Genomic DNA, 21,435 nt, shown 5'->3' on the forward strand with positions numbered 1-21,435 from the left:
CGACGCGTCAGAGCTTGGTGACCGGGGAGAACCGCAGCAGGAGCCGCTTGACGCCGTCGGTGCCGAAGTCGACCTTGGCCACCGCGTTCGGGCCGGCTCCTTCGAGCGCGATGACGGTGCCCAGCCCGTACGAGTCGTGCGTGACGCGGTCACCCACCGACAGCTGCGGGATGGCGGAGTCCGGCCGGGGCTTCGCGGAGCCGAAGGTCGCTCCGGTGGACGGCAGCGTGGGACGCGTCTCGCGCTCGACCCGCGGCGCTGAGGTCGCCCGGTAGCCACCGCCGCCGGAGCCGTAGCCCGAGCCCCATCCGCCGCGCAGCTGCGAGGTGGAGGACTCGCGACGACGCCAGTCGATGAGCTCGTCCGGGAGGTCGTCCAGGAAGCGACTGGGCGGGAACTCGTTGGGCACGCCCCAGGCCGTACGGACGGCGGCGCGTGAGATGTACAGACGTTCCCGCGCCCGGGTCAGTCCCACATATGCGAGGCGACGCTCCTCCTCGAGCTGCTGCGCGTCCGACAGGGACCGCTGGTGCGGGAAGGTGCCGTCCTCCATCCCCGTGAGGAAGACGACGGGGAACTCCAGGCCCTTGGCGGTGTGCAGGGTCATCAGCGTGACCACGCCGGGGTCCGGACGGGCTTCGCCGTCGTCGTCCCCGCCGTCGTCGTCCGGGATCTGGTCAGAGTCCGCGACGAGCGAGACACGCTCGAGGAAGTCGGCGAGGACACCCTCGGGGTCGCTCTGCTCGAACTCGGAGGCGACCGCGTGCAGCTCGGCCAGGTTCTCCACCCGGGAGCCGTCCTGCGGGTCGTCGCTGGCCCGCAGCTCGGCGAGGTAGCCGGAGCGCTCGAGAACGGCGCCGAGGACCTCGGCGGGTCCGGCGCTGGACGCGAGCACGCGCAGGTCCGTCATCATCGCCGCGAACGCCGACAGCCCGGTGATCGCGCGCGTCCCCAGGCCCGGGACCTCGTCGAGCCGGTCGAGCGCCGCGCCGAACGAGATGCGCTCGCGCTCGGCGTAGGACGCGACCATCGCCTCCGACCGGTCCCCCAGCCCGCGCTTGGGCACGTTGAGGATGCGGCGCAGGCTCACGTCGTCGTCGGGGTTGTCGAGCGCGCGCAGGTAGGCGACCGCGTCCTTGATCTCCTTGCGCTCGTAGAACCGGGTGCCGCCCACCACCTTGTACGGCAGGCCGACGCGGATGAGCACCTCCTCCAGCGCCCGGGACTGCGCGTTCGCGCGGTAGAACACGGCGACGTCACCGGGCCGGACGCCGTCGGAGTCGCCCAGGCGGTCGATCTCCTCGGCGACGAACCGGGCCTCCTCGTGCTCGGTGTCCGCGACGTACGCGACGATCTGGGCCCCCGCGCCGGAGTCGGTCCAGAGGCGCTTGTTCTCGCGGCCGGGGTTGCGGCTGATCACCGCGTTCGCGGCCGAGAGGATGGTCTGCGTGGACCGGTAGTTCTGCTCCAGCAGGATGGTCCGCGCGTCCGGGTAGTCCACCTCGAACTCGAGGATGTTGCGGATGGACGCGCCCCGGAACGCGTAGATCGACTGGTCCGCGTCACCGACGACCGTGAGCTCGCCGCGCGGCAGCTCCATGTCCGTCGAGTCGTCGACTATCCCCCGCGACGAGCCGACCAGCTCCCGCACCAGCGCGTACTGCGCGTGGTTGGTGTCCTGGTACTCGTCGACGAGCACGTGCCGGAACCGCCGTCGGTAGTGCTCCGCGACGGCCGGGAAGGCGCGCAGGAGGTGGACCGTCGTCATGATCAGGTCGTCGAAGTCGAGGGCGTGCGCCTGCTTGAGCCGGGCCTGGTAGCGCGTGTAGACCTGCGCGAGCGCGGTGTCGAAGTCGTTGGCCGCGCCGCCCCCGGAGGTGGCCGCGAACGTCTCGGGGTCCACGAGCTCGTCCTTGAGCGAGGAGATCTTGTTCTGCAGCGCCTTAGCCGGGTAGCGCTTCGGGTCGAGGTCCAGCTCCCGGGCGACGAGCGTCAGCAGGCGCTGGGAGTCCGCGGAGTCGTAGATGGAGAAGCTGGACCGCAGGCCCAGGGTCGCCGCCTCACGCCGCAGGATCCGCACGCACGCGGAGTGGAACGTGGACACCCACATCCGGCCCGCGGCCGGCCCGACGAGCCCCTCGACGCGCTCGCGCATCTCCGCTGCGGCCTTGTTGGTGAACGTGATCGCGATGACCTCGCCCGCCCGCGCGCGGCCGGTGGCCAGCAGGTACGCGATGCGGTTGGTCAGCACCCGCGTCTTGCCCGAGCCGGCGCCGGCGACGATCAGCAGGGGCCCGCCCTGGTGCAGGACGGCCTCACGCTGCTGGGGGTTCAGACCGCGGAGCAGCGCCTCGGCCTCGCCCCGGCGACGGGCCGCAGCCGCCTCGCCCGAGGGGTCTGCGGAGGCGCCCGGGATGGGCAGGGCGAGGTTCTCGAAGAGCGACGTCATGGCCCCTCAAGGATAGGCGCCGCGACTGACAGAGAGGTGCTGCCTGTGGAGCGCGCCGGTCAGGTCAGCGCCAGCGCGGTCAGCCAGGCACCTGTGGACACGAGGGCCGCCGCGAGCTCCACGAGGATGGTCAGACCGGTGGCCTGCAGCGCCGCGACCGTGGCCCGCCACGCAGGTCTGGGCTCGCGCGAGCGCAGCCACTCCGCGAGGTAGATCCCGAGCACGAAGCCGACGAACAGGCCGACCACGGGGATCGCGAAGAACCCGATCACGCCCGCGATCCCACCCCAGATCAGCGTGGACGACGGCACCCCTGCGCGCTTGAGGTGGCGCCCGGCCAGCAGGTACTTGCCGATGCCCGCGAGCACCGTGACGACCACCGTGATCGCGACGACCGTCCACCCCGCAGCACCCCCGGTGACGACACCCCAGACGACGATCGCTCCGGCGACGAGCAGCCCGCCGGGCAGCACCTGGACCACGACGCCGAACAGGCCGACGAGCACGACGAGCCCGACCAGGAGGTCACCCACGGAGTTCACGGGGTGGACAGTACTGCCCGACCAGCGCTACTGCCCGACTAGCGCCAGAGGACCGCGATGGCCACGTTCAGGGCGGTCAGGCCCGCGATGGCGCCGAGGTAGCCGGTGGTCACGCGGGACGGCTTGCGCACCCCGAGGATCACGAGCGTGGCCACGACGAGGGCCACGACGAGCTTGACCGCGACCTTCGTGGTGTTCGGCTCGTGGCCGGCGAGGCCCGCGGACGCGATGCCGACGATGAGGATGCCGGTCACCAGGGCGGTGAGGATGCCGTGCAGCACGCCCGTGGCGATCTTGGGGGTGCGCAGGTTGACCAGGGTGCCGCCGAGCACGATGGCCCAGCCGAGCAGGTGGAGGACGACGAGCAGGTTGTAGACGAGATCCATGGAACGCAGCCTAGCCGTATCTGACGCAGAGTCAGAAAACTTCGGCGTCTGCATGCGCTACTGTCTGGCGACATACCGAACAGTCGGTATCGAGAAGGGTGCAACGATGCGCAGGTTCGAGGGCAGAGTCGCCCTGATCACCGGGGCGAGCCGTGGGATCGGTCTGGCCGTCGCGGAACGGCTGGTCTCCGAGGGTGCCACGGTCGTCATCACCGGACGCAAGCCGGAGTCGCTGACCGCGGCCGTCGAGCAGCTCGACGCGATCGAACCCGGGCACGCCGTGGGCATCGCGGGCAAGGCCGACGACGCCGACCACCGAGCCGACGTCTTCGCGCAGGTCAGCGAGCGGTTCGGCCGCCTGCACCACCTGGTCAACAACGCGGGCATCAACCCGGCGTACGGCCCCGCCCTGGAGATCGAGAGCGCGGTCGTCCGCAAGATCCTCGAGGTCAACGTGGTCGCGGCCCTCGACTGGACACGGTCCGCCGTGGACGCCGGGCTGAGCCGCTCGATCGTCAACACCGCCTCGGTGGCGGGCCTGTCGGCCAGCCCCGGCGTCGCGTTCTACGGCGTGTCCAAGGCCGCCCTCCTCAACCTCACCCAGCAGCTCGCGGTCGAGCTCGCTCCCGGCATCCGCGTCAACGCCGTGGCCCCCGCGGTGGTCCGCACGCGGCTCGCGCAGGCGCTGTACGAGGGCGACCGGGAGGCTGCTCTCGCGTCGGCCTACCCCCTCGGTCGCATCGGGGAGCCCGAGGACGTCGCCGGACCGGTGGCGTTCCTGCTGTCCGACGACGCCGCATGGATCACCGGTCATACGCTCACCATCGACGGCGGCGCCAGTGCCGTCGCCGTCGGCTAGCTCCAGCACAGAACGAGAGGCACCCATGGCAACCTCCAGCGTCGTCGACGACATCACGCGCGCTGCCGTCGACCTGTTCTCCACCCAGGGGTACGCCAACACCTCGGTGCAGCAGATCGTCGAAGCAGCCGGCGTCACCAAGGGCGCGATGTACCACTACTTCGAGTCGAAGGACGACCTCCTCTTCTCGGTGTACGAGCGGATGCTCTCGCTGCAGACCAGCCACCTCGAGGAGATCGTCGGCCGTGGCACGCCGACCGCGCAGACGCTGCACGACGTGTGCGTCGACGTGATCGAGACGTCGATCGACTTCCTGCCCGAGGGCACCGTGTTCTTCCGCAGCGTGCACATGCTCTCGGAGCCGCGCCAGAAGGAGGTCACCCGCCGCCGCCGGCAGTACCACGACGTGTTCGCGAGCCTCATCGAGCGCGGCCAGGAGGAGGGCCTCTACCGGACCGACATCCCCCGCGCGGTCCTGGTGGCGCACTTCTTCTCCGACGTGCACTACCTGTCGAACTGGTACTCCCCCGAGGGTGCCGAGGACAAGGTGCTCCTCGCGAAGCAGCTGACCGACCTCTTCCTCGTCGCGATCAAGGCCTGAGCCGGTGCGCGCGTGGCAGGTGGTGCAGCACGGCGAGCCGGCCGAGGTCCTGCGGCTCGTGGACGTGGCGGACCCGACCCCCGGCCCGGGACAGGTGCTGGTCCGGGTGCGGGCGGTCGCGGTGAACTTCCCCGACGTCCTGCTGGCCCGCGGGGAGTACCAGGTGCGGCCTCCGCTGCCCTTCTCCCCCGGGATCGAGCTGTGCGGCGAGGTGGTCGGCCTCGGCGACGGGGTCACGCGCGCCGCGCTCGGCGACCGGGTGGTGGGGTCGCGGATCGGGGTCCTCTCCGAGCTGGCCGTGCTCGACGAGCGTGAGGTCTTCCCCGCGCCCGCCGCGCTCGACGACGTGGAGGCGTCCGCCCTCACGATCGGGTACCAGACCGCCTGGTTCGGCCTGCACCGCCGCGCGACCCTGCAGCAGGGCGAGACCCTCCTGGTGCACGCCGGGGCCGGAGGCGTCGGCACCGCCGCTGTGCAGCTCGGGGCGGCCGCGGGTGCGCGGGTGATCGGGGTGGTCGGCAGCGCGGCGAAGGCGGAGGTCGCCCGGAAGGCCGGCGCGGACGTCGTCGTCGACCGGTCGAGCCAGGACGTCGTCGCCGTGGTCAAGGCCGAGACCGGCGGTGCGGGTGCCGACGTGGTGTTCGACCCCGTCGGCGGCACCGCGTTCGAGCAGTCCACCAAGTGCATCGCGTTCGAGGGACGGATCGTGGTCGTCGGCTTCGCGGGCGGGACCATCCAGGCGGTCAACGCGGGCCACGCCCTGGTGAAGAACTACAGCGTGCTCGGCCTGCACTGGGCGCTCTACGCGCAGCGTCGGCCCGGGCTGGTCGACGCCGCGCACGCGGAGCTGACCCGGCTGGTCGACGCCGGGCAGGTCCGGCCGGTCGTCGGTGACGTCGTCGCGTTCGAGGACGCCCCGGCCGCGGTGCAGCGGCTCGCCGACGGCGCCACCACGGGCCGTGTCGTGGTGCGCGTCTCATGACCGACACCAGGCTCGACGGACGCGTCGCCGTCGTCAGCGGTGCCGCGCGCGGGCTCGGTGCAGCCTTCGCGCGCGCCCTGCACGCCGCCGGAGCGAGCGTGGTCGTCGCGGACCTGCTCGACGACGACGCCGGCGCCCTGGCGGCCGAGCTGGGCGACCGCGCGCTCGCCACCCACCTGGACGTCACGTCGGAGGAGAGCTGGGCGGCGACCGTCGAGGCCACCCGCAGCGCCTTCGGGACGGTCGACGTGCTGGTCAACAACGCCGGCATCGCCAACGCCGGGCCGATCGACCACTACCCCCTGGCCAAGTGGGACGCCGTCATCGCGGTCAACCTCACGGGCGTGTTCCTCGGCGTGCAGGCGGTGGTCCCGACGATGAAGGCGGCGGGCCGCGGCTCGATCGTCAACATCTCGTCGGTCGAGGGCATGCTCGGCGGCTCCCACCTGCACGGCTACGTCGCCTCGAAGTTCGGTGTGCGCGGCCTGACCAAGTCGCTCGCGGTCGAGCTGGGTCCGGACGGGATCCGGGTCAACTCCGTGCACCCGGGCTTCGTGCAGACGTCGATGACCTCCCGCCTGGACCCGACCGCGGTGCCGATCCCCCTGGGTCGGCCGGCGCTCCCGGCGGACGTCGCGGGCACCGTGGTGTTCCTCGCGAGCGACGACTCGGCCTACACGACGGGCACCGAGCTGGTGGTCGACGGGGGCATGATCGCGGGCGTCCCGCACTCCTAGACCGGGCGCCTGCGCCGAACGAACGACGTGATCGAACCGTGTCCTGATCTCCATACCGTCCGGTCGGTTTCTGTTGTACTTTCGTCCTCACCGACACGAAGAGGTGCCGATGTCCGCACAGATGACGCCCGTCAGCACGGGCGGTGAGCCGTACCTGGCCGTCCGCGGCCTGAGCGTCCGCTTCGGGGGCCTGAGCGCCCTCGACGACGTGAGCCTGCACGTGGACGAGGGCGAGGTCGTCGGCCTGATCGGCCCCAACGGCGCCGGCAAGACCACGCTGTTCAACGCGGTCTGCGGGCTCGTCCGCCCCAGCGCGGGAACGATCACGGTCGAGGGCGTCCCGCTCCCCGCCGACCCGACGCGGCTGTCCTCCCGCGGCGTCGCCCGCACGCTGCAGGGCCTCGGCCTCTTCCGCGGCCTGACCGTCCGGGAGAACGTGCTCGCCGGGCACCTGCACGCCGCCGACCCCGGCGCGGACGCCCAGCGGCAGCTCGACGCGCTCGACCTCGCCGCGCACGCCGACCGCCCCGTCGGCGACCTGCCCTACCCGGAGCAGAAGAAGGTCGCGCTCGCCCGGGCGCTCGTCGCGCAGCCGCGCCTGCTCCTGCTCGACGAGCCCGCGGGCGGCCTCGGCGCCGAGGACATCGCCGCGCTCGGCGACCTCGTCCGGCACACCGCCGCGACCGGCTGCGCGGTCCTGCTGGTCGAGCACCACGTGGACTTCGTCATGAGCGTGTGCGACCGCGTCGTCGTCCTCGACTTCGGGCGCGTGATCGCGTCCGGCACCCCGGACGAGGTCGCGGGCGACCCGGCGGTCGACGAGGCCTACCTGGGGATCGAGGTGACCACCTCGTGAGCGCGCTCTTGGAGGTGCGGGGGCTGACCGTCGGCTACGGCGGCGCGCCGGTGCTGCGCGACGTCGACCTCGACGTGCCGGCCGGAAGCATCGTCGCCCTCGTCGGCGCCAACGGGGCCGGCAAGACGACCCTCCTACGGACTCTCTCTGCGCTGGTGCCGCTCACGCACGGCAGCATCCGTCTCGCCGGGCAGGACCTCGCCGGGATCAGCGTCGAGGACCGGGTCCGGCGCGGGCTCGCCCACGTGCCGGAGGGCCGCGGCGTGGTCGCGGAGCTGACGGTCGACGAGAACCTGCGGCTCGGTGGCCTGTGGCGCGGACCCGACCGCCGCGCGGCGGTGGCCGAGGTCTACGAGCTGTTCGAGCCGCTGGCCCGCCGCCGCGACAACCCGGGCCACCAGCTCTCCGGCGGCGAGCGGCAGATGCTCTCGCTCGGCCGGGCGCTGGTCGCGCGGCCCACCGTCCTGCTGCTCGACGAGCCGTCGCTCGGCCTGGCGCCGCGCGTCGTCGCCCAGATCATGGGCGTCCTGCGCTCCCTGGCCGACCGCACCGGGCTCACCGTCCTGCTCGCCGAGCAGAACGTCGTCGGGGCGCTGTCCGTCGCCGACCACGGCGTCGTGCTCGGGCTCGGTGAGGTCGTCGCGTCCCGGCCCGCGCACGAGCTCGCCGCCGACGACCGCCTCCGCCACGCCTACCTGGGGTTCTGATGGACCGACTCGTCTTCCTCCTGGGCACCGGCCTCGCGCGCGGTGCCGTCCTCGCGCTGTTCGCCCTCGCGCTCGTCCTCATCTGGCGCGGGGCGCGCGTCGTCAACTTCGCGCAGGGCGCCATGGCGGTGGTCAGCACCTACGTCGCGTTCGAGGTGACGTCGCTGACGGGCAGCTACTGGCTCGGCCTGCTGGCCGCCCTGCTCGCCGGCGGGCTGCTCGGGTTCGCCGTCGAGCGCGGGGTCATGCGGTTCGCGTCGCCGGCCTCGCCGCTGTCCGGCGTCATCCTGGCGATCGGGCTGGTGATGGTGCTGCAGTCGGCTCTCGGGATCATCTTCGGCCCGGACTACCGGCCGATGCGCGTGCCGTTCGACGACCGCGCGATCGTCGTCGGCGGGGTGCCGCTGCTCTCGCCGTACGACCTGTTCGTGCTGGTCGTCGCCGTGGTGGTGATGGGGGCGCTGGCCGTCCTGTTCCGGTGGACGTCGCTCGGCCTGCAGATGCGTGCCGCGGCGTTCGCCCCCGAGGTCTCCCGGCTGCTCGGTGTCCGGGTCTCGCGCACCGTGACCGTCGGCTGGGTCCTGTCCAGCCTCGTCGGGTCCCTCGCGGCGATCCTCCTGGTGCCGACGAGCCTCGGTTTGAACCCGCACGCCACGGACTCGCTGTTCGTCCTCGGCTTCACGGTCGCGGTGGTCGGCGGGCTCGACTCGCCGGTCGGCGCGCTGGTCGGCGGCGTGGTGGTCGGCGTCGCGATGAGCCTGGTCACCGGCTACCTCGGCGCCGGCCTGGTGCCGATCGCGGTCCTCGTGCTGCTCGTGCTGGTGCTCCTCCTGCGACCCGCAGGACTGTTCGCGGCGGCGGAGGCGAGGCGCGCATGACCGGCCGGCAGAGACTCCCCGGACAGCGGTCGCTGACCCGCACCCTGGTCCTCGCGGCGGGCTGGACCGCCGTGGCCCTCGGCGGCACGTTCGCCCTCGACCCGTTCCGCAACTACCAGCTCGCGCTCGTGGCGGCGTACCTGTGCGCGACCGCCGGGCTCACGGTGCTCGTCGGCGCCACCGGCCAGCTCTCCCTCGGGCACGCCGCGCTCATGGCCGTCGGCGGGTACGGGTTCGCGCTCACCCGGAACGCGCTGCCGTTCGACGGGCTCCCCGCCTTCGTGCTGGCGCTCCTGGCGGGCGCGCTCGCGGCGGCCGTCGTCGGCCTGCTCCTCGGGCTCGCCGCGGCCCGCCTGTCCGGGCCGTACCTGGCCGGTCTCACGCTCGCCGTCGTGGTCGCCCTGCCGGCCGTCGCGTCGACCTGGTCGACCGTGCTGCACGGCGACCAGGGCGTGCACATCGCGTTCGAGGGGGTGCCCGACGGCCTGCGCCGGGTGGTCGCCCTCGAGCAGTGGCAGGCGATGGTGGCCGTCGTCGTCACGTCGGCGGTCGTGACCGGTCTGACGCTGCTGCGCGGCGGGCGGTTCGGGCTGCGGATGCTCGCGGTGCGCGACGACGAGGTGGCCGCCCGGCTGAGCGGCATCCCGGCCGGTCGCGTGAAGGTGCTCGCGTTCACGGCCAGCTCGGTCGCGGCCGGCATCGGCGGAGCCGTCCTGTGCTTCGTCGCGCAGACCGTCAGCCCCGGCGCCTACACCGTGGGGTTCTCGCTGCTGCTCGTGGTCGCGGTCGTCATCGGCGGGCTGGGCAGCATCCTCGGTGCCGCGCTCGGCTCGGTCGTCATCGTGCTCCTGCCCTGGCTCATCGGCCGGCTCACGGCAGGCCTCCCGGCCGACGCCGCGCAGCGACTCGACGGGAACCTCGCGGTCCTCGTCTTCGGGCTCCTGCTCATCACGGTGATGGCGGTCGCCCCGCACGGACTGCACGGGGCGCTCGTCGCCCGCCGTCGTCGCCCTTCCCCTGATGTCCCTCGCCCCACAGAAGAACCCGCACCGCGCAAGGTCCTCGTCCCTACCGAAGAACAGAGGTGACACCGATGTCACAACGCTCCCGGTCCGTCGCGCTGATCGCCACCACCGCCCTCCTCGCTGCCGGCCTCGCCGCCTGCAGCACCCCCGAGCCCTCCCCCGGCATCACCGAGGACACGGTCACGGTCGGCACGCACACCCCCCTCACCGGCCCGGCCGCAGCGGGCTACTCGTCCATCTCCGCCGCGACGAACGCGTACTTCGAGTACGTCAACGCCAACGGCGGGATCAACGGACGCAGCATCGACTACATCGTCAAGGACGACGGGTACAACCCGGCGACCACCTCGACCGTGGTCCGCGAGCTGGTCCAGGAGGACGAGGTCTTCGCGGTCATCAACGGCCTGGGCACGCCCACGCACTCGGCCGTCGTCGACTACCTCAACGAGAACGACGTGCCGGACCTGTTCGTCGCGTCGGGCAGCCCCAAGTGGGACCAGCCCGGCACGTTCCCGAACACGTTCGCTTACAACGCCAACTACATCGTGGAGGCCAAGGCGCTGGCCGCCTACGCCCAGGAGACCTGGCCGGACAAGACGTTCTGCGTCCTCGGCCAGGACGACGACTTCGGCACCGACTTCACCACGGGCCTCCTCCAGGTGCTCGGCAACGACGGGCTCGCCTCGACGCAGACCTACTCGGTGTCCGTGCAGGACGTCGTCGCCCAGGTCGGCGCCATGCAGGCGGCCGGCTGCGAGGTCAACTTCCTGGCCACCGTCAACGGCTTCACGGCGCTCGCGCTGGGCACCGCCGCCAAGATGAAGTACCCGGCGCAGTGGGTGTCGTCGTCGTCGGGCGGGGACTACCCGACGCTGGTCGGCTACCTCGGTGAGGACATCGCGCCGCTGCTGCTCCAGGGCTTCGTCAGCTCCAACTACCTGCCGTTCAGCCCGGACGACGAGTGGGTCTCGCTCTTCCAGGAGATCAACGACGAGTACAACGACGGCGCCCCGTTCAGTGGCAACACCGTGTACGGCATGTCGGTCGGCTACCTGTTCGCGCAGGCCCTGGCCAAGGCCGGCGACGACCCGACGCGCAAGAGCCTGCTCGACGCGCTCGAGGTGGGTGCCCTCCCGGGCAACGGCATCGTGCCGCTGAGCTTCTCCAAGGACAGCCACGCCGCGTTCCAGGGCGTCGGCATCACCGTTGTCGACAAGGGCGTCCAGGACTACGTCGACGGCGAGATCTACACGACGGACGCCGGCAGCGGTCCCGTCKAGCCGTACACCGGTTCGCCCGTGGCACTCGAGGGGGACGGCATCCCGACCGCCTGAGGCCCGCACGCACGACAGAGGCCCGGTCCCCCACGAGGGGACCGGGCCTCCGGTGTGTCAGGCGCGCGACGCGCTGGTGGAGAACTGCGCCACGAGCTCGCGCTTGAGCACCTTGCCGCTGCCCCCGAGCGGGAGGGCCTCGACCAGGTGGACGACGCGCGGGAACTTGTACGCGGCGATGCGCTCCTGCACGAACGCCACCAGCTCCTCGGGCGTGGCCTCGTGCCCGTCGAGGAGCACGACCGCGGCGTGGACCTCCTGCCCGCGCGCCTCGTCGGGGAGCCCGAAGACGGCGGCGAACGCGACGGCGGGGTGCCGCATCATGACGTCCTCGACCTCGCTCGGGTACACGTTGTAGCCGTTGCGGACGATCATGTCCTTCTTGCGGTCGACGATCGTGACGATGTCGTCGGCGTCCTTGGTGCCCAGGTCACCGGTGCGGAACCAGCCGTCGACCACCGCGGCGGCGGACGCGTCCGGGTTGCCCAGGTACCCCTTGAACAGGGCGTGACCGCGCACGACGATCTCGCCCAGCTCCCCGACGGGCAGCCGCTCGATGCGGTCGTCGATGTTCGCGTCGGCGATCTCGATGTCGACGCCCCACAGCGGCCGCCCCACGGTGCCGGGCCGGATCGGCTCGCCCACGTGGTTGAACGCGACGGCGGGCGAGGTCTCGGTCAGGCCGTAGCCCTCGTGCACCTCGGCGCCGAAGTCCCGGGCGAACGCCTCGAGCACCGCGACGGGCAGCGCAGCCCCGCCGGAGACGGCGTACCGCAGCGGCGGGCGCTGCGTGCTGCGTGCGGCGGCCTGGATGAGCCCGATGTACATCGTCGGGACGGCCGTGAACACGGTCGCGCCGTGCTGCACCATCTGCGCGAGCGCCTGGTCGGGGTCGAACTTGGGCAGCAGGATCACCGCGGCACCGCGGCGGAACGCGGTGTTCATGACGGACACCTGGCCGAACGTGTGGAACAACGGGAGGCCACCGAACACGACGTCGTCGCGCACCATGTCGAACAGGTCGATCAGGGCCACGTTGACCTGCTCGATGATCGCCAGGTGCGACCCGACGGCACCCTTCGGCCGCCCAGTGGTGCCGCTGGTGTAGAGGATCGTCGCGGGGCTGATCGGGTGCACGGACTCGTACAGGTCGATCGCCTGTGCCGCCGCGGCCTCGTCCTCCAGGCGCGGGAACGGGACGGCCATCCCGTCCGGCACGAGCACCGTCAGCAATGGGATGCCCACGCGTGCGGCCGCGGGGGCGGCCTCGGCGAGCATCGGCGCCGCGGCGACCAGGACCGTCGCGCCCGAGTCGCGCAGGACGAACTCGATCTCCTCGGCCTTGAACAGCAGGTGGACCGGCACGACGACCGCGCCGAGGGCCAGCACGCCGTAGTAGACGCGGGCGAAGTCGGGCACGTTCGGCACGATCATCGCGACCCGGTCACCCGGTCCGATCCCGCGGGCGCGAAGGGCACCGGCGTAGGCACGGGTCTGGTCCCAGAGCTCGCCGTAGCGGACCACCTGGTCGCCCATGAAGAACGCCGTGCGGTCGGGGGCGCGGTGGGCGGTCTCGGCGAGGATCGCCGCGACCGACATGCTCCCGTAGCCCGCACCGTCGAGGGCTGCGTCGTGTGTCATCGGTTTCCCTTTCCCTTGGAGAGCTGGGCTCGCCCCAGTGAGGCGAGGTGGACCTCGTCCGGACCGTCCGCCAGGCGCAGGGCCCGGGCGCCGGCGAACATCTCGGCCAGCGGCTGGTCGCCGGACAGGCCGCCCGCGCCGAACAGCTGGATGGCGCGGTCGAGGATCTGCTGCACGGCCCGCGGGACCGCGATCTTGATGGCCTGGATCTCGGTCATCGCCGCGCGGTTGCCGACGGTGTCCATGAGCCAGGCGGTCTTGAGCACCAGCAKCCGCAGCGCCTCGATCTGCAGGCGGGACTCGGCCACCCACTCGCGCACGACCCCCTGGTCCGCGAGCGGCCGCCCGAACGCGATCCGCGACGTCGCACGCTCGACGACGAGGTCCATCGCGCGCTCCGCCATCCCGAGGGACCGCATGCAGTGGTGGATCCGGCCGGGGCCGAGCCGGGCCTGCGCGATCGCGAAGCCCTCGCCCTCGCCGGCGACGATGTTGCTCACGGGGACGCGCACGTCGTCGAAGACGATCTCGGCGTGCCCTCCGTGGTCCCGGTCGTCGTAGCCGAACACGGTCAGCGGCCGCACGATCCGCACCCCCGGCGTGTCCCGCGGAACCAGCACCATGCTCTGGCGACGGTGCCGCTCGGCGGTGGGGTCGGTGGCGCCCATGACGACCAGCAGCGCGCAGTCGGGGTTCATCGCACCCGTCGACCACCACTTGCGGCCGGTGATCACGTACTCGTCGCCGTCGCGGACGATGCGGGTGGCGATCTGGGACGCGTCCGACGAGGCCACGTCCGGCTCGGTCATGCAGAACGCGGACCGGATCTCGGCGTCCAGGAGCGGCTCGAGCCACTCCTCCTTCTGCTCGGGGGTGCCGAACTCGGTCAGCAGCTCCATGTTCCCGGTGTCCGGGGCGGCGCAGTTGAACGCGGCGGGGGCCAGGCGTGGGCTGCGGCCGGTGAGCTCGGCGACGGGGGCGTACTGGAGGTTGGTCAGGACGCTCGGCAGGAACAGGTTCCACAGACCCTGCTCGCTGGCCAGCCCCTGCAGGCGCCGGACCACCGGCCGCGTGCCCCACTCGGTCGGGGTCGCGGCCAGCTCGGCCTCCAGCACCGGCTCGGCCGGGTAGACGTGCTCGTCGAGGAACCTCTGTGCGCGCGCGACGACGTCGACCGTCACCGCGTCGGGGGCGAAGTCCATCAGCGCACCACCCCGGCCAGCTGCGCGAGTCCCTCGTCGGCCAGCGGCGTGACGAGGGCGCCGATCTTGTCGAAGCCCTCCCCCACCGTGTCGCCGCCGAGGAACCGGAAGTGGATGCCCTCGAGGATGACCGCGAGCTTGTACGCGGCGAACGCCCGGTACCAGCCGAGTTCCGGGACGCTGCTGCCCAGGCGGGCGCTGTACGCGTCGACCAGCTCGTCGAACTCCGGGTAGCCGGCGGCCGGGTCGACCGCGCTGGGCGCGACGCTGCCGCCGCCCTCGATCCGGCGGATGTGCCAGTAGAGCCCGAGCATCCCCAGGTCGACGGCCGAGTCGCCGAGCGTCGCCATCTCCCAGTCGAGGATCGCGGTGATGCGCGGGCTGCTGCTGGTCGACGTTCCCACCAGCACGTTGTCCAGCCGGTAGTCGCCGTGCACGATGCTGCTGCGCCGGGTGGCCGGGACGCGCTCGGCCAGGCGGTCCTGGAGGTCGTCGAGGACGGGCACCGGCCGCGAGCGCGACCCGTCGAGCTGCGTCCGCCAGCGCCGCAGCTGGCGGTCGAGGTAGCCGTCGGCCCGGCCCAGGTCCGCCAGCCCGACGTCGGCAGGCTCGATCGCGTGCAGCTCGGCCAGCAGGGTGGCCAGCTCGAGGCTCACGGCGCGCAGCTCGTCGGCGGTGTAGGTGGTGTTCTGCGACGGGTGGGCGAGCACGGTGCCCTCGACGAGGTCCATGACGTAGAACACGGTCCCGGTCCCGGCCGACGGGTCCTCCACCAGCGCGACCGTCGGGGGGACGGGCACCCGCGACCCGCGCAGCGCGGAGATGACGCGGTGCTCGCGGGCCATGTCGTGCGCGGTGGTCTGCACGTGCCCGAGCGGTGGCCGGCGGACCACGAGGGGCCGGAGGCCTCCGTCGACCCGGTACGTGAGGTTGCTGCGCCCGCCGGCGATGACCCGTGCGGACAACGCACCGTCACCCACGACGTCCGGGTGCTCGCGGCGCAGGTACGCCTCCAGCCGTGCCACGTCGAGCCCGGGTGGGTCCGGCATGCGTCGGGTCGCGTTCCGGGCACCAGTCATCGTCGACCACCTCTCCGGGTGGCACGTCGTCATACCGCCCGGTCGGTATGCTACCGGATCAGACGACCAGGTCGCGCTCGATCGCCGCACGGATCCCGGCGGGGATCGGCACGGGACGACGCGTCTCGTCGTCGACGAACACGTGCACGAAGCGCCCCTCGGCGAGCAGCTCGCCGTCGCGCAGGATGCCGAGCTCCCACGTCACGCTCGACGTCCCCACGCGACCGGCGCGCAGGCCCACCTCGAGCGGCTCCGGGAACGCGGCGGACGCCTTGAACTCGCACGACGAGGAGACGCAGACGCCGATCGGGCCCCCGCCCGTCGGGTCGAGACCGGCCGCCGACATGAGCCAGACGTTGATCGTCGTGTCCATCGCCTCGTAGTAGACGGTGTTGTTGAGGTGGCCGTAGACGTCGTTGTCGTTCCAGCGCGTCGCAAACGCAGCGGTGTGCGGGTAGGTCACGGGCGCAGCACCAGCTCGAAGGCCGCGCGCGCCCGCTCCGCGCTCGGCCGGTCGCCGTTGATCAGGTCGGCGTACGTGAACGACTCCGAGATGCGGACCAGCAGGTAGGCCAGGTCGTGCGCCGTCACGCCGCGCCCGAACGGGTCGTCGCCCAGCTCCTGGCGCACGAGGGCCTCGACGACCGCGACGTACCGTCGCTGGATCTCGCTCTCCTTGGTCGTCAGCAGCCGCAGGGCGCGGGCGGGCTCGCGCTGGAGGAAGCCGCGGAAGTAGTCGGCGGTGATCAGGTCGCCGGCGAAGTGCGTGAGCACGCCGGCCACGCGGGCGGCACCCTGGGTGTCGCGCGTCGCCGCCTCGGCCTGCTCGAGCGTGGGGACGGCCAGCGACCACAGGACCTCGGAGAGCAGCGCGTCGCGGTTGCCGACCCAGCGGAACAGCGACGTCCGGTCGACGCCGAGCTTGGTCGCAAGGCGGCCCATGTCGATGCGGGCGCCCTCGATGAAGGTCGCTCGGGCGGCGACGAAGGCCCGCACGGCATCCGCGTGCTCACCGTCCTCCAGCCGTTGGGACAGCCACGAGGGGGCGACGCGGGTGCCGATGCGGCCGAGCCCGTCTCCGATCACGCCAAGGTTCGACATGGCGGCAACCTACTCCTCTCCGCCGGGGGCTATGCAACATCTCAGAAAATGATGCACACTCGAGGGTGAGATCAGAGCCGATCCACGAGCGGAGCCATGACGTGACTCAAACCGATGTTTCCCATGCCCTCCTGACGAGCGACTTCTACTCGTTCCAGGACCTCCTCACCCCGGACGAGAACGCGCACGTCATGGAGATCCGGGAGTTCCTGGAACGCGAGCTGCGGCCCATCGCCGACGACTACTGGGACCGCGCGGAGTTCCCGATGCACCTCATCCCCGAGGTCGGGCGCCTCGGCATGCTCGGGCCGGTGTGGCCGGAGACCAAGCGCTTCGAGAACACGGCGCTGTACCGCGGGTGGGTCGCGCTCGAGCTCGCACGCGTCGACCCCGGGTTCGCGACGTTCGTCGGCGTGCAGAACGGGCTGACGATGGGGGCGATCGGCGTCGGCGGCTCCCCCGAGCAGCGCGCCGAGTGGCTCCCGCCGATGGCGAGGGGCGAGGTCATCGGCGGCTTCGGCCTGACCGAGCCGCTGTCCGGCTCCGACACCGCCCGCGGCCTGCGCACCACCGCGCACCGCACGGGCGACACCTGGGTGCTCAACGGCGCCAAGCGCTGGATCGGGAACGCCACGTTCGCGGACGTCGTCGTCATCTGGGCGCGCGACACCGCCGACGACCAGGTCAAGGGCTTCCTGGTCCGCCGCGGCACCCCCGGGTTCACCGCGACGAAGATCGAGCGCAAGCAGGCGCTGCGCACCGTGCAGAACGCCGACATCCTGCTCGACGGCGTGGTCGTCGACGAGTCGGACCGGCTGCCGAACATCCACTCGTTCAAGGACGTCGCCATCGTGCTGCGCCTGACCCGCGCGGAGGTCGCGTGGCAGGCGGTCGGGGTCTCCGTCGGCGCCTACGAGGCGACCGTGCGGTACGCGCTCGAGCGCGAGCAGTTCGGCAAGCCGATCGCGTCGTTCCAGCTGGTCCAGGACCGGCTCGCCCGGTGTCTCGGCAACATCACCGCGAGCATCGCGATGTGCGTGCGGGTCTCCCAGCTCCAGGACGAGGACCGCCAGTTCGACCAGCACTCCGCCCTCGCCAAGGCGTACACGACGTCCGTCATGCGCGAGACCGTGGCCCTCTGCCGCGAGACGCTCGGCGGCAACGGCATCCAGCTCGACCACGGCGTCGCGCGCTACATGGCCGACGCCGAGGCCGTCTACTCGTTCGAAGGGACCCACGACATGAACAACCTCATCGTGGGGCGTGCCATCACCGGCATCGCGGCGTTCGTCTGATGGCCGAGGCGTACATCGTCGCGACCGCCCGCTCCCCCATCGGCCGCGCGTTCAAGGGGTCGCTCGCATCAGTGCGGCCCGACGACCTCGCCGCGTCGATGGTCCGCGCCGCCCTCGCGCAGGTGCCGGAGCTCGACCCCGGTCGCGTCGAGGACCTGCTGCTCGGCTGCGGCATGCCTGGCGGCGAGCAGGGCATGAACATGGCCCGGATCGTCTCGGTGCTCCTGGGGCTCGACGGCGTGCCCGGCACGACCGTCAACCGGTACTGCTCGTCGTCGCTGCAGACCACCCGGATGGCGTTCCACGCGATCAAGGCCGGCGAGGGCGACGTGTTCGTCTCCGCGGGCGTCGAGTGCGTGAGCCGGTCGGCGATCGGGAACTCCGACTACATCCCCGGGGCCACGCTGGAGAACCCGCGGTTCGCAGAAGCCGTGGGGCGCACGGCCGCGCGGGCGGTGTCCGACGAGGCGTGGGTCGACCCGCGCGAGACCGGTCTGCTCCCCGACGCCTACATCGCGATGGGCCAGACGGCGGAGAACGTCGCCGCGCTCACCGGCACCACGCGCGCCGCGCAGGACGAGTTCGCGGCACTCAGCCAGAACCGCGCCGAGAAGGCGCTGGCCAACGGGTTCTGGGCCGAGGAGATCACGGCGGTGACCCTGCCGGACGGCACGGTCGTGTCCGCCGACGACGGCCCCCGCGCGGGTGTCACGCCTCAGTCGCTGGCGGGTCTCAACCCGGTGTTCCGGCCCGACGGCACCGTCACGGCCGGCAACTGCTGCCCGCTCAACGACGGCGCCGCCGCGATCGTCGTGGTCAGCGACCGGATCGTCGACGAGCTCGGGCTCACCCCGCTCGCCCGCATCGTCTCCACCGGGGTCAGCGGCCTGTCGCCGGAGATCATGGGCCTCGGCCCGGTCGACGCGTCGCGGATGGCGCTGGCGCGCGCCGGGCTCTCGATGGACGACATCGACCTCGTCGAGCTCAACGAGGCGTTCGCCGCCCAGGTGCTGCCCTCGGCGAAGGCGCTCGGCATCGACCACGAGAAGCTCAACGTGCACGGCGGCGCGATCGCCGTCGGCCACCCGTTCGGCAGCACCGGAGCCCGCCTGACCACCACGCTCCTGCACGGCCTGGCCGCGCGTGACGCCACGTTCGGTCTGGAGACCATGTGCGTCGGCGGCGGCCAGGGCATGGCGATGGTGGTCGAGCGCGTCTCCTGACCCCGAACAACCTGCAACGTCCGAGGAAATGGCCGCTATCGCCCTCACATCCTCGGACGTTGCGGTCTGTGACAGAGCAACGTCCGAGGAGGTGGCCGCTGTGGCGGCCACTTCCTCGGACGTTGTCGGGTCAGGCGGCGAAGTACAGGACGACCGTCTCTGCGATCAGCGCCGGCTTGGTGGCGCCCTCGATGTCGATCGTGACCGTGAACGTGGCGCGCACGCCCTGCGGGGTCGGCTCCGCCGACGTCACCGTGGACCGCGCCCGGATGCGCGAGCCCGCCGTGACCGGCTGCAGGAACCGCACGCGGTCGAGGCCGTAGTTGACCACCAGCCCGGTCCCGCCCACCTCGACGAGCCCGTCGGTGAGCGACGGGATCAGCGACAGCGTGAGGTACCCGTGCGCCACCGTCGCGCCGAACGGACCGGCCGCGGCGCGCTCGGGGTCGACGTGGATCCACTGGTGGTCGTCGGTGGTGTCGGCGAACGCGTCGATGCGCGCCTGCTCGACCGCGAACMAACCGTCGGCGGTCGCGTCCTGGCCGACCACGTCAAGCAGCCCGGCAGGGGTGTCGACCGCGATCATGCCTTCGGCCCGCCCGCCACGTAGAGGACCTGCCCGTTGACGAAGCCCGCGGCGTCCGAGCAGAAGAACGACACGGCGTTCGCGATGTCCTCGGGCACCCCGATCCGCCCCACCGGGATCTCCTTGGCCGCGGCCTCGATGAACTGCTCGTAGGTGATGTGCATCCGTTCCGCGGTCTGCCGGATCATGTCGGTCCCGATGAACCCGGGCGCCACCGCGTTGGCGGTGATCCCGTACCGGCCCAGCTCGAACGCGAGCGTCTTGGTGAACCCCTGGATCCCGGCCTTGGCCGTCGCGTAGTTGGCCTGCCCGCGGTTGCCCAGCGCCGACGTGCTCGACAGGTTCACGATCCGGCCCCAGCCCGCCTCGACCTGGTGCTTCTGCACGGCGCGGGTCATGAGGAAGGCACCGCGCAGGTGCACGGACATGACGGAGTCCCAGTCGTTCTCGGTCATCTTGAACAGCAGGTTGTCGCGCAGGATCCCGGCGTTGTTCACCAGGACCGTCGGGGCACCGAGCTCGTCGACGACGCGCGCGACCGCCGCGGCGGCGGCGTCGGTGTCTCCCACGTCGGCACCGAGTGCGAGCGCGTCCCCGCCGGCCGCGCGGATGGCGTCGACGGTCTCCTCGCAGTCCTGCTCGCGCAGGTCGAGGACGGCCACGCGGTACCCGTCGGCGGCCAGCCGGAGGGCGGTCGCGGCGCCGATGCCACGGGCGGCTCCGGTCACGAGGGCGGTTCTGGTCTCTGTCATCGGGGGGCGTTCCTTTCGTCGAGAACGATGAGCTGGCGGAGCTCGCCACCGGCCGCGAGGCGGTCCATGGCGACGTCGAGGTCGTGCAGGGTGATGCGGGAGGAGACCAGGCGCTCGAGCGGCAGCCGCCCGGACCGCCACAGGTCGACGTAGAGCGGGATGTCGCGCGCGGGGACGGCCGACCCGAGGTAGCTGCCGATCACCGTCCGCGCCTCGGCGGTCAGCGTCAGCGGGCTGACCGACGCGCGGGCGTCCGGCGCGGGCAGGCCGACGGTCACGGTCGTGCCGCCCGGCGCGGTCGCCGCGAAGGCCGTCTCGAAGGCGCGCGCATTGCCGGCAGCCTCGATCACCACAGGGGCGCGCACGTGGCCCAGCTCGGCGGGCGTGTAGGTGGCCGCCGCGCCGTTCTCGCGGGCAGCCAACAGCTTGTCCGCGAGCGCGTCGACCCCGATCACCTCGAACCCGAGCGCCACGGCGACCAGCAGGGCGGCCATGCCCACCCCTCCGAGCCCGACGACCATCACCGTGTCACCCTCCCGCGGACGGCCGGCGTTGACCACCGCGCCGCCCCCGGTGAGCACCGCGCAGCCGAGCAGCGCCGCGACCTCCGGCGGGACGTCGGGGTCGACGCGGACGACGGAGGTGCGGCTGACGACCGCGTGGCTGGCGAACGCGGAGACGCCGAGGTGGTGGTGGACGGGCTCACCGTCCCGGGAGAGCCGTCGGTGGTCGCCGACGAGCAGGCCGAGACCGTTCGCCGCGCTGCCCACGCGGCACGGCAGCCGCCCGTCGGTCGCGCACTCCGGGCAGTCGCCGCAGCGGGGCAGGAACGTCATGACGACGCGGTCGCCCGCCGCCAGGTCGTCGACGCCGTCACCGAGCGCCTCGACGATCCCCGCCGCCTCGTGGCCCAGCAGCATCGGGGTGGGCCGGACGCGGTTGCCGTCGACGACGGACAGGTCGGAGTGGCACACGCCGGCCGCCTCGATCCGGACCAGCACCTCGCCCGGGCCGGGGCCGTCCAGCTCCAGCGGGCCGACGGTGAACGGCTTCGACCGCGCGAACGGCGCGGGCGCACCGGAGCGTTCCAGCACCGCACCGACGATCTGCACGCGTACCTCCAGGAGTCGACGTCGTTGTCACGCATACCGACCGCGCGGTATGTTGCCGCCACAGTACACACCATCGCCGAGGTCAGGG

The 21,435-nt window shown here is 72.2% G+C and carries 22 protein-coding genes; 11 read left to right on the forward strand and 11 right to left on the reverse strand.

Translation table 11 applies throughout. The features are described 5' to 3' along the window. Positions 1 to 7: 7 nt before the first annotated feature. From pcrA to ACXJKF_RS09030, 3 genes are read right to left on the reverse strand one after another with little or no spacing between them, the layout of a single operon-like run. Positions 8 to 2,449, reverse strand: a complete 2,442-nt coding sequence (gene pcrA / locus ACXJKF_RS09020; protein ID WP_456787401.1) for a DNA helicase PcrA — start codon at positions 2,447 to 2,449, stop codon at positions 8 to 10. A gap of 59 nt (positions 2,450 to 2,508) precedes the next feature. Beyond that, positions 2,509 to 2,991, reverse strand: a complete 483-nt coding sequence (locus ACXJKF_RS09025) for a DUF456 domain-containing protein (RefSeq protein ID WP_456787402.1) — start codon at positions 2,989 to 2,991, stop codon at positions 2,509 to 2,511. Positions 2,992 to 3,029: 38 nt separating this feature from the next. Continuing rightward, positions 3,030 to 3,377 (reverse strand): hypothetical protein, encoded by a 348-nt coding sequence (locus ACXJKF_RS09030; protein ID WP_146844189.1) that lies wholly within the window; start codon positions 3,375 to 3,377, stop codon positions 3,030 to 3,032. Positions 3,378 to 3,483: 106 nt separating this feature from the next. Here ACXJKF_RS09030 and ACXJKF_RS09035 point away from each other — a divergent pair, with 106 nt between their 5' ends. The 9 genes from ACXJKF_RS09035 (at position 3,484) to ACXJKF_RS09075 (ending at position 11,356) form a co-directional block, all read left to right on the forward strand. Beyond that, on the forward strand, positions 3,484 to 4,236 hold the full coding sequence (locus tag ACXJKF_RS09035; protein WP_456787403.1) for an SDR family oxidoreductase: 753 nt from the start codon (positions 3,484 to 3,486) through the stop codon (positions 4,234 to 4,236). Between the two features lie 25 nt (positions 4,237 to 4,261). Beyond that, a complete protein-coding gene (locus tag ACXJKF_RS09040) occupies positions 4,262 to 4,837 on the forward strand; it encodes a TetR/AcrR family transcriptional regulator (RefSeq protein WP_456787404.1) in 576 nt (191 codons plus the stop codon). A 4-nt stretch (positions 4,838 to 4,841) separates the two neighbouring features. Continuing rightward, a complete protein-coding gene (locus ACXJKF_RS09045; RefSeq protein WP_456787405.1) occupies positions 4,842 to 5,819 on the forward strand; it encodes an NADPH:quinone oxidoreductase family protein in 978 nt (325 codons plus the stop codon). Beyond that, entirely contained in the window at positions 5,816 to 6,556 is a 741-nt protein-coding gene (locus ACXJKF_RS09050) for a glucose 1-dehydrogenase (RefSeq protein WP_456787406.1), read from the forward strand. The genes ACXJKF_RS09045 and ACXJKF_RS09050 overlap by 4 nt, the downstream gene beginning before the upstream one ends. A gap of 109 nt (positions 6,557 to 6,665) precedes the next feature. Next, positions 6,666 to 7,412: an ABC transporter ATP-binding protein gene (locus ACXJKF_RS09055; protein WP_456787407.1), complete on the forward strand. Its 747-nt coding sequence runs from the start codon at positions 6,666 to 6,668 to the stop codon at positions 7,410 to 7,412. After that, positions 7,409 to 8,119, forward strand: a complete 711-nt coding sequence (locus ACXJKF_RS09060) for an ABC transporter ATP-binding protein (RefSeq protein ID WP_456787408.1) — start codon at positions 7,409 to 7,411, stop codon at positions 8,117 to 8,119. The genes ACXJKF_RS09055 and ACXJKF_RS09060 overlap by 4 nt, the downstream gene beginning before the upstream one ends. Continuing rightward, entirely contained in the window at positions 8,119 to 8,997 is an 879-nt protein-coding gene (locus ACXJKF_RS09065) for a branched-chain amino acid ABC transporter permease (RefSeq protein WP_456787409.1), read from the forward strand. The genes ACXJKF_RS09060 and ACXJKF_RS09065 overlap by 1 nt, the downstream gene beginning before the upstream one ends. Next, positions 8,994 to 10,085 carry a branched-chain amino acid ABC transporter permease gene (locus tag ACXJKF_RS09070; RefSeq protein ID WP_456787410.1) on the forward strand — a complete coding sequence of 364 codons (1,092 nt, stop codon included), beginning with the start codon at positions 8,994 to 8,996 and terminating at the stop codon, positions 10,083 to 10,085. The genes ACXJKF_RS09065 and ACXJKF_RS09070 overlap by 4 nt, the downstream gene beginning before the upstream one ends. Before the next feature lie 5 nt (positions 10,086 to 10,090). Next, on the forward strand, positions 10,091 to 11,356 hold the full coding sequence (locus ACXJKF_RS09075) for an ABC transporter substrate-binding protein (protein WP_456787411.1): 1,266 nt from the start codon (positions 10,091 to 10,093) through the stop codon (positions 11,354 to 11,356). A 57-nt stretch (positions 11,357 to 11,413) separates the two neighbouring features. Here ACXJKF_RS09075 and ACXJKF_RS09080 read toward each other — a convergent pair whose 3' ends face one another. Genes ACXJKF_RS09080 through ACXJKF_RS09100 form a run of 5 tightly spaced genes read right to left on the reverse strand, consistent with a single transcriptional unit; the run spans position 11,414 to position 16,379 of the window. After that, positions 11,414 to 12,997 (reverse strand): long-chain-fatty-acid--CoA ligase, encoded by a 1,584-nt coding sequence (locus tag ACXJKF_RS09080; RefSeq protein ID WP_456787412.1) that lies wholly within the window; start codon positions 12,995 to 12,997, stop codon positions 11,414 to 11,416. Further along, positions 12,994 to 14,199 carry an acyl-CoA dehydrogenase family protein gene (locus tag ACXJKF_RS09085; RefSeq protein WP_456787413.1) on the reverse strand — a complete coding sequence of 402 codons (1,206 nt, stop codon included), beginning with the start codon at positions 14,197 to 14,199 and terminating at the stop codon, positions 12,994 to 12,996. Before ACXJKF_RS09085 ends, ACXJKF_RS09080 begins: the two co-directional genes overlap by 4 nt. Then, positions 14,199 to 15,278 (reverse strand): phosphotransferase family protein, encoded by a 1,080-nt coding sequence (locus ACXJKF_RS09090; RefSeq protein ID WP_456787414.1) that lies wholly within the window; start codon positions 15,276 to 15,278, stop codon positions 14,199 to 14,201. Before ACXJKF_RS09090 ends, ACXJKF_RS09085 begins: the two co-directional genes overlap by 1 nt. 58 nt (positions 15,279 to 15,336) lie before the next feature. After that, positions 15,337 to 15,741: an acyl-CoA thioesterase gene (locus ACXJKF_RS09095; RefSeq protein ID WP_456787415.1), complete on the reverse strand. Its 405-nt coding sequence runs from the start codon at positions 15,739 to 15,741 to the stop codon at positions 15,337 to 15,339. Then, entirely contained in the window at positions 15,738 to 16,379 is a 642-nt protein-coding gene (locus ACXJKF_RS09100) for a QsdR family transcriptional regulator (RefSeq protein ID WP_456787416.1), read from the reverse strand. The genes ACXJKF_RS09095 and ACXJKF_RS09100 overlap by 4 nt, the downstream gene beginning before the upstream one ends. A 101-nt stretch (positions 16,380 to 16,480) precedes the next feature. On the opposite strand from ACXJKF_RS09100, the gene ACXJKF_RS09105 reads away from it, so the two are divergent. Continuing rightward, the gene (locus tag ACXJKF_RS09105) at positions 16,481 to 17,674 is read left to right on the forward strand and encodes an acyl-CoA dehydrogenase family protein (RefSeq protein WP_456787417.1); all 1,194 of its coding nucleotides are present in this window, start codon (positions 16,481 to 16,483) and stop codon (positions 17,672 to 17,674) included. Next, positions 17,674 to 18,897 (forward strand): acetyl-CoA C-acetyltransferase, encoded by a 1,224-nt coding sequence (locus tag ACXJKF_RS09110; protein ID WP_456787418.1) that lies wholly within the window; start codon positions 17,674 to 17,676, stop codon positions 18,895 to 18,897. The genes ACXJKF_RS09105 and ACXJKF_RS09110 overlap by 1 nt, the downstream gene beginning before the upstream one ends. 130 nt (positions 18,898 to 19,027) lie before the next feature. On the opposite strand, the gene ACXJKF_RS09115 is transcribed toward ACXJKF_RS09110, so the two are convergent. The 3 genes from ACXJKF_RS09115 to ACXJKF_RS09125 are packed head-to-tail and all read right to left on the reverse strand — an operon-like array spanning position 19,028 to position 21,347. Next, entirely contained in the window at positions 19,028 to 19,483 is a 456-nt protein-coding gene (locus ACXJKF_RS09115; protein WP_456787419.1) for a MaoC family dehydratase, read from the reverse strand. Further along, positions 19,480 to 20,235 carry a 3-oxoacyl-ACP reductase FabG gene (gene fabG / locus ACXJKF_RS09120; RefSeq protein WP_456787420.1) on the reverse strand — a complete coding sequence of 252 codons (756 nt, stop codon included), beginning with the start codon at positions 20,233 to 20,235 and terminating at the stop codon, positions 19,480 to 19,482. The genes ACXJKF_RS09115 and fabG overlap by 4 nt, the downstream gene beginning before the upstream one ends. After that, complete coding sequence (locus tag ACXJKF_RS09125) at positions 20,232 to 21,347, reverse strand: alcohol dehydrogenase catalytic domain-containing protein (RefSeq protein ID WP_456787421.1); 1,116 nt, start codon at positions 21,345 to 21,347, stop codon at positions 20,232 to 20,234. Before ACXJKF_RS09125 ends, fabG begins: the two co-directional genes overlap by 4 nt. Positions 21,348 to 21,435: the final 88 nt, after the last annotated feature.

Source organism: Cellulomonas sp. P5_C5 (assembly GCF_054049655.1).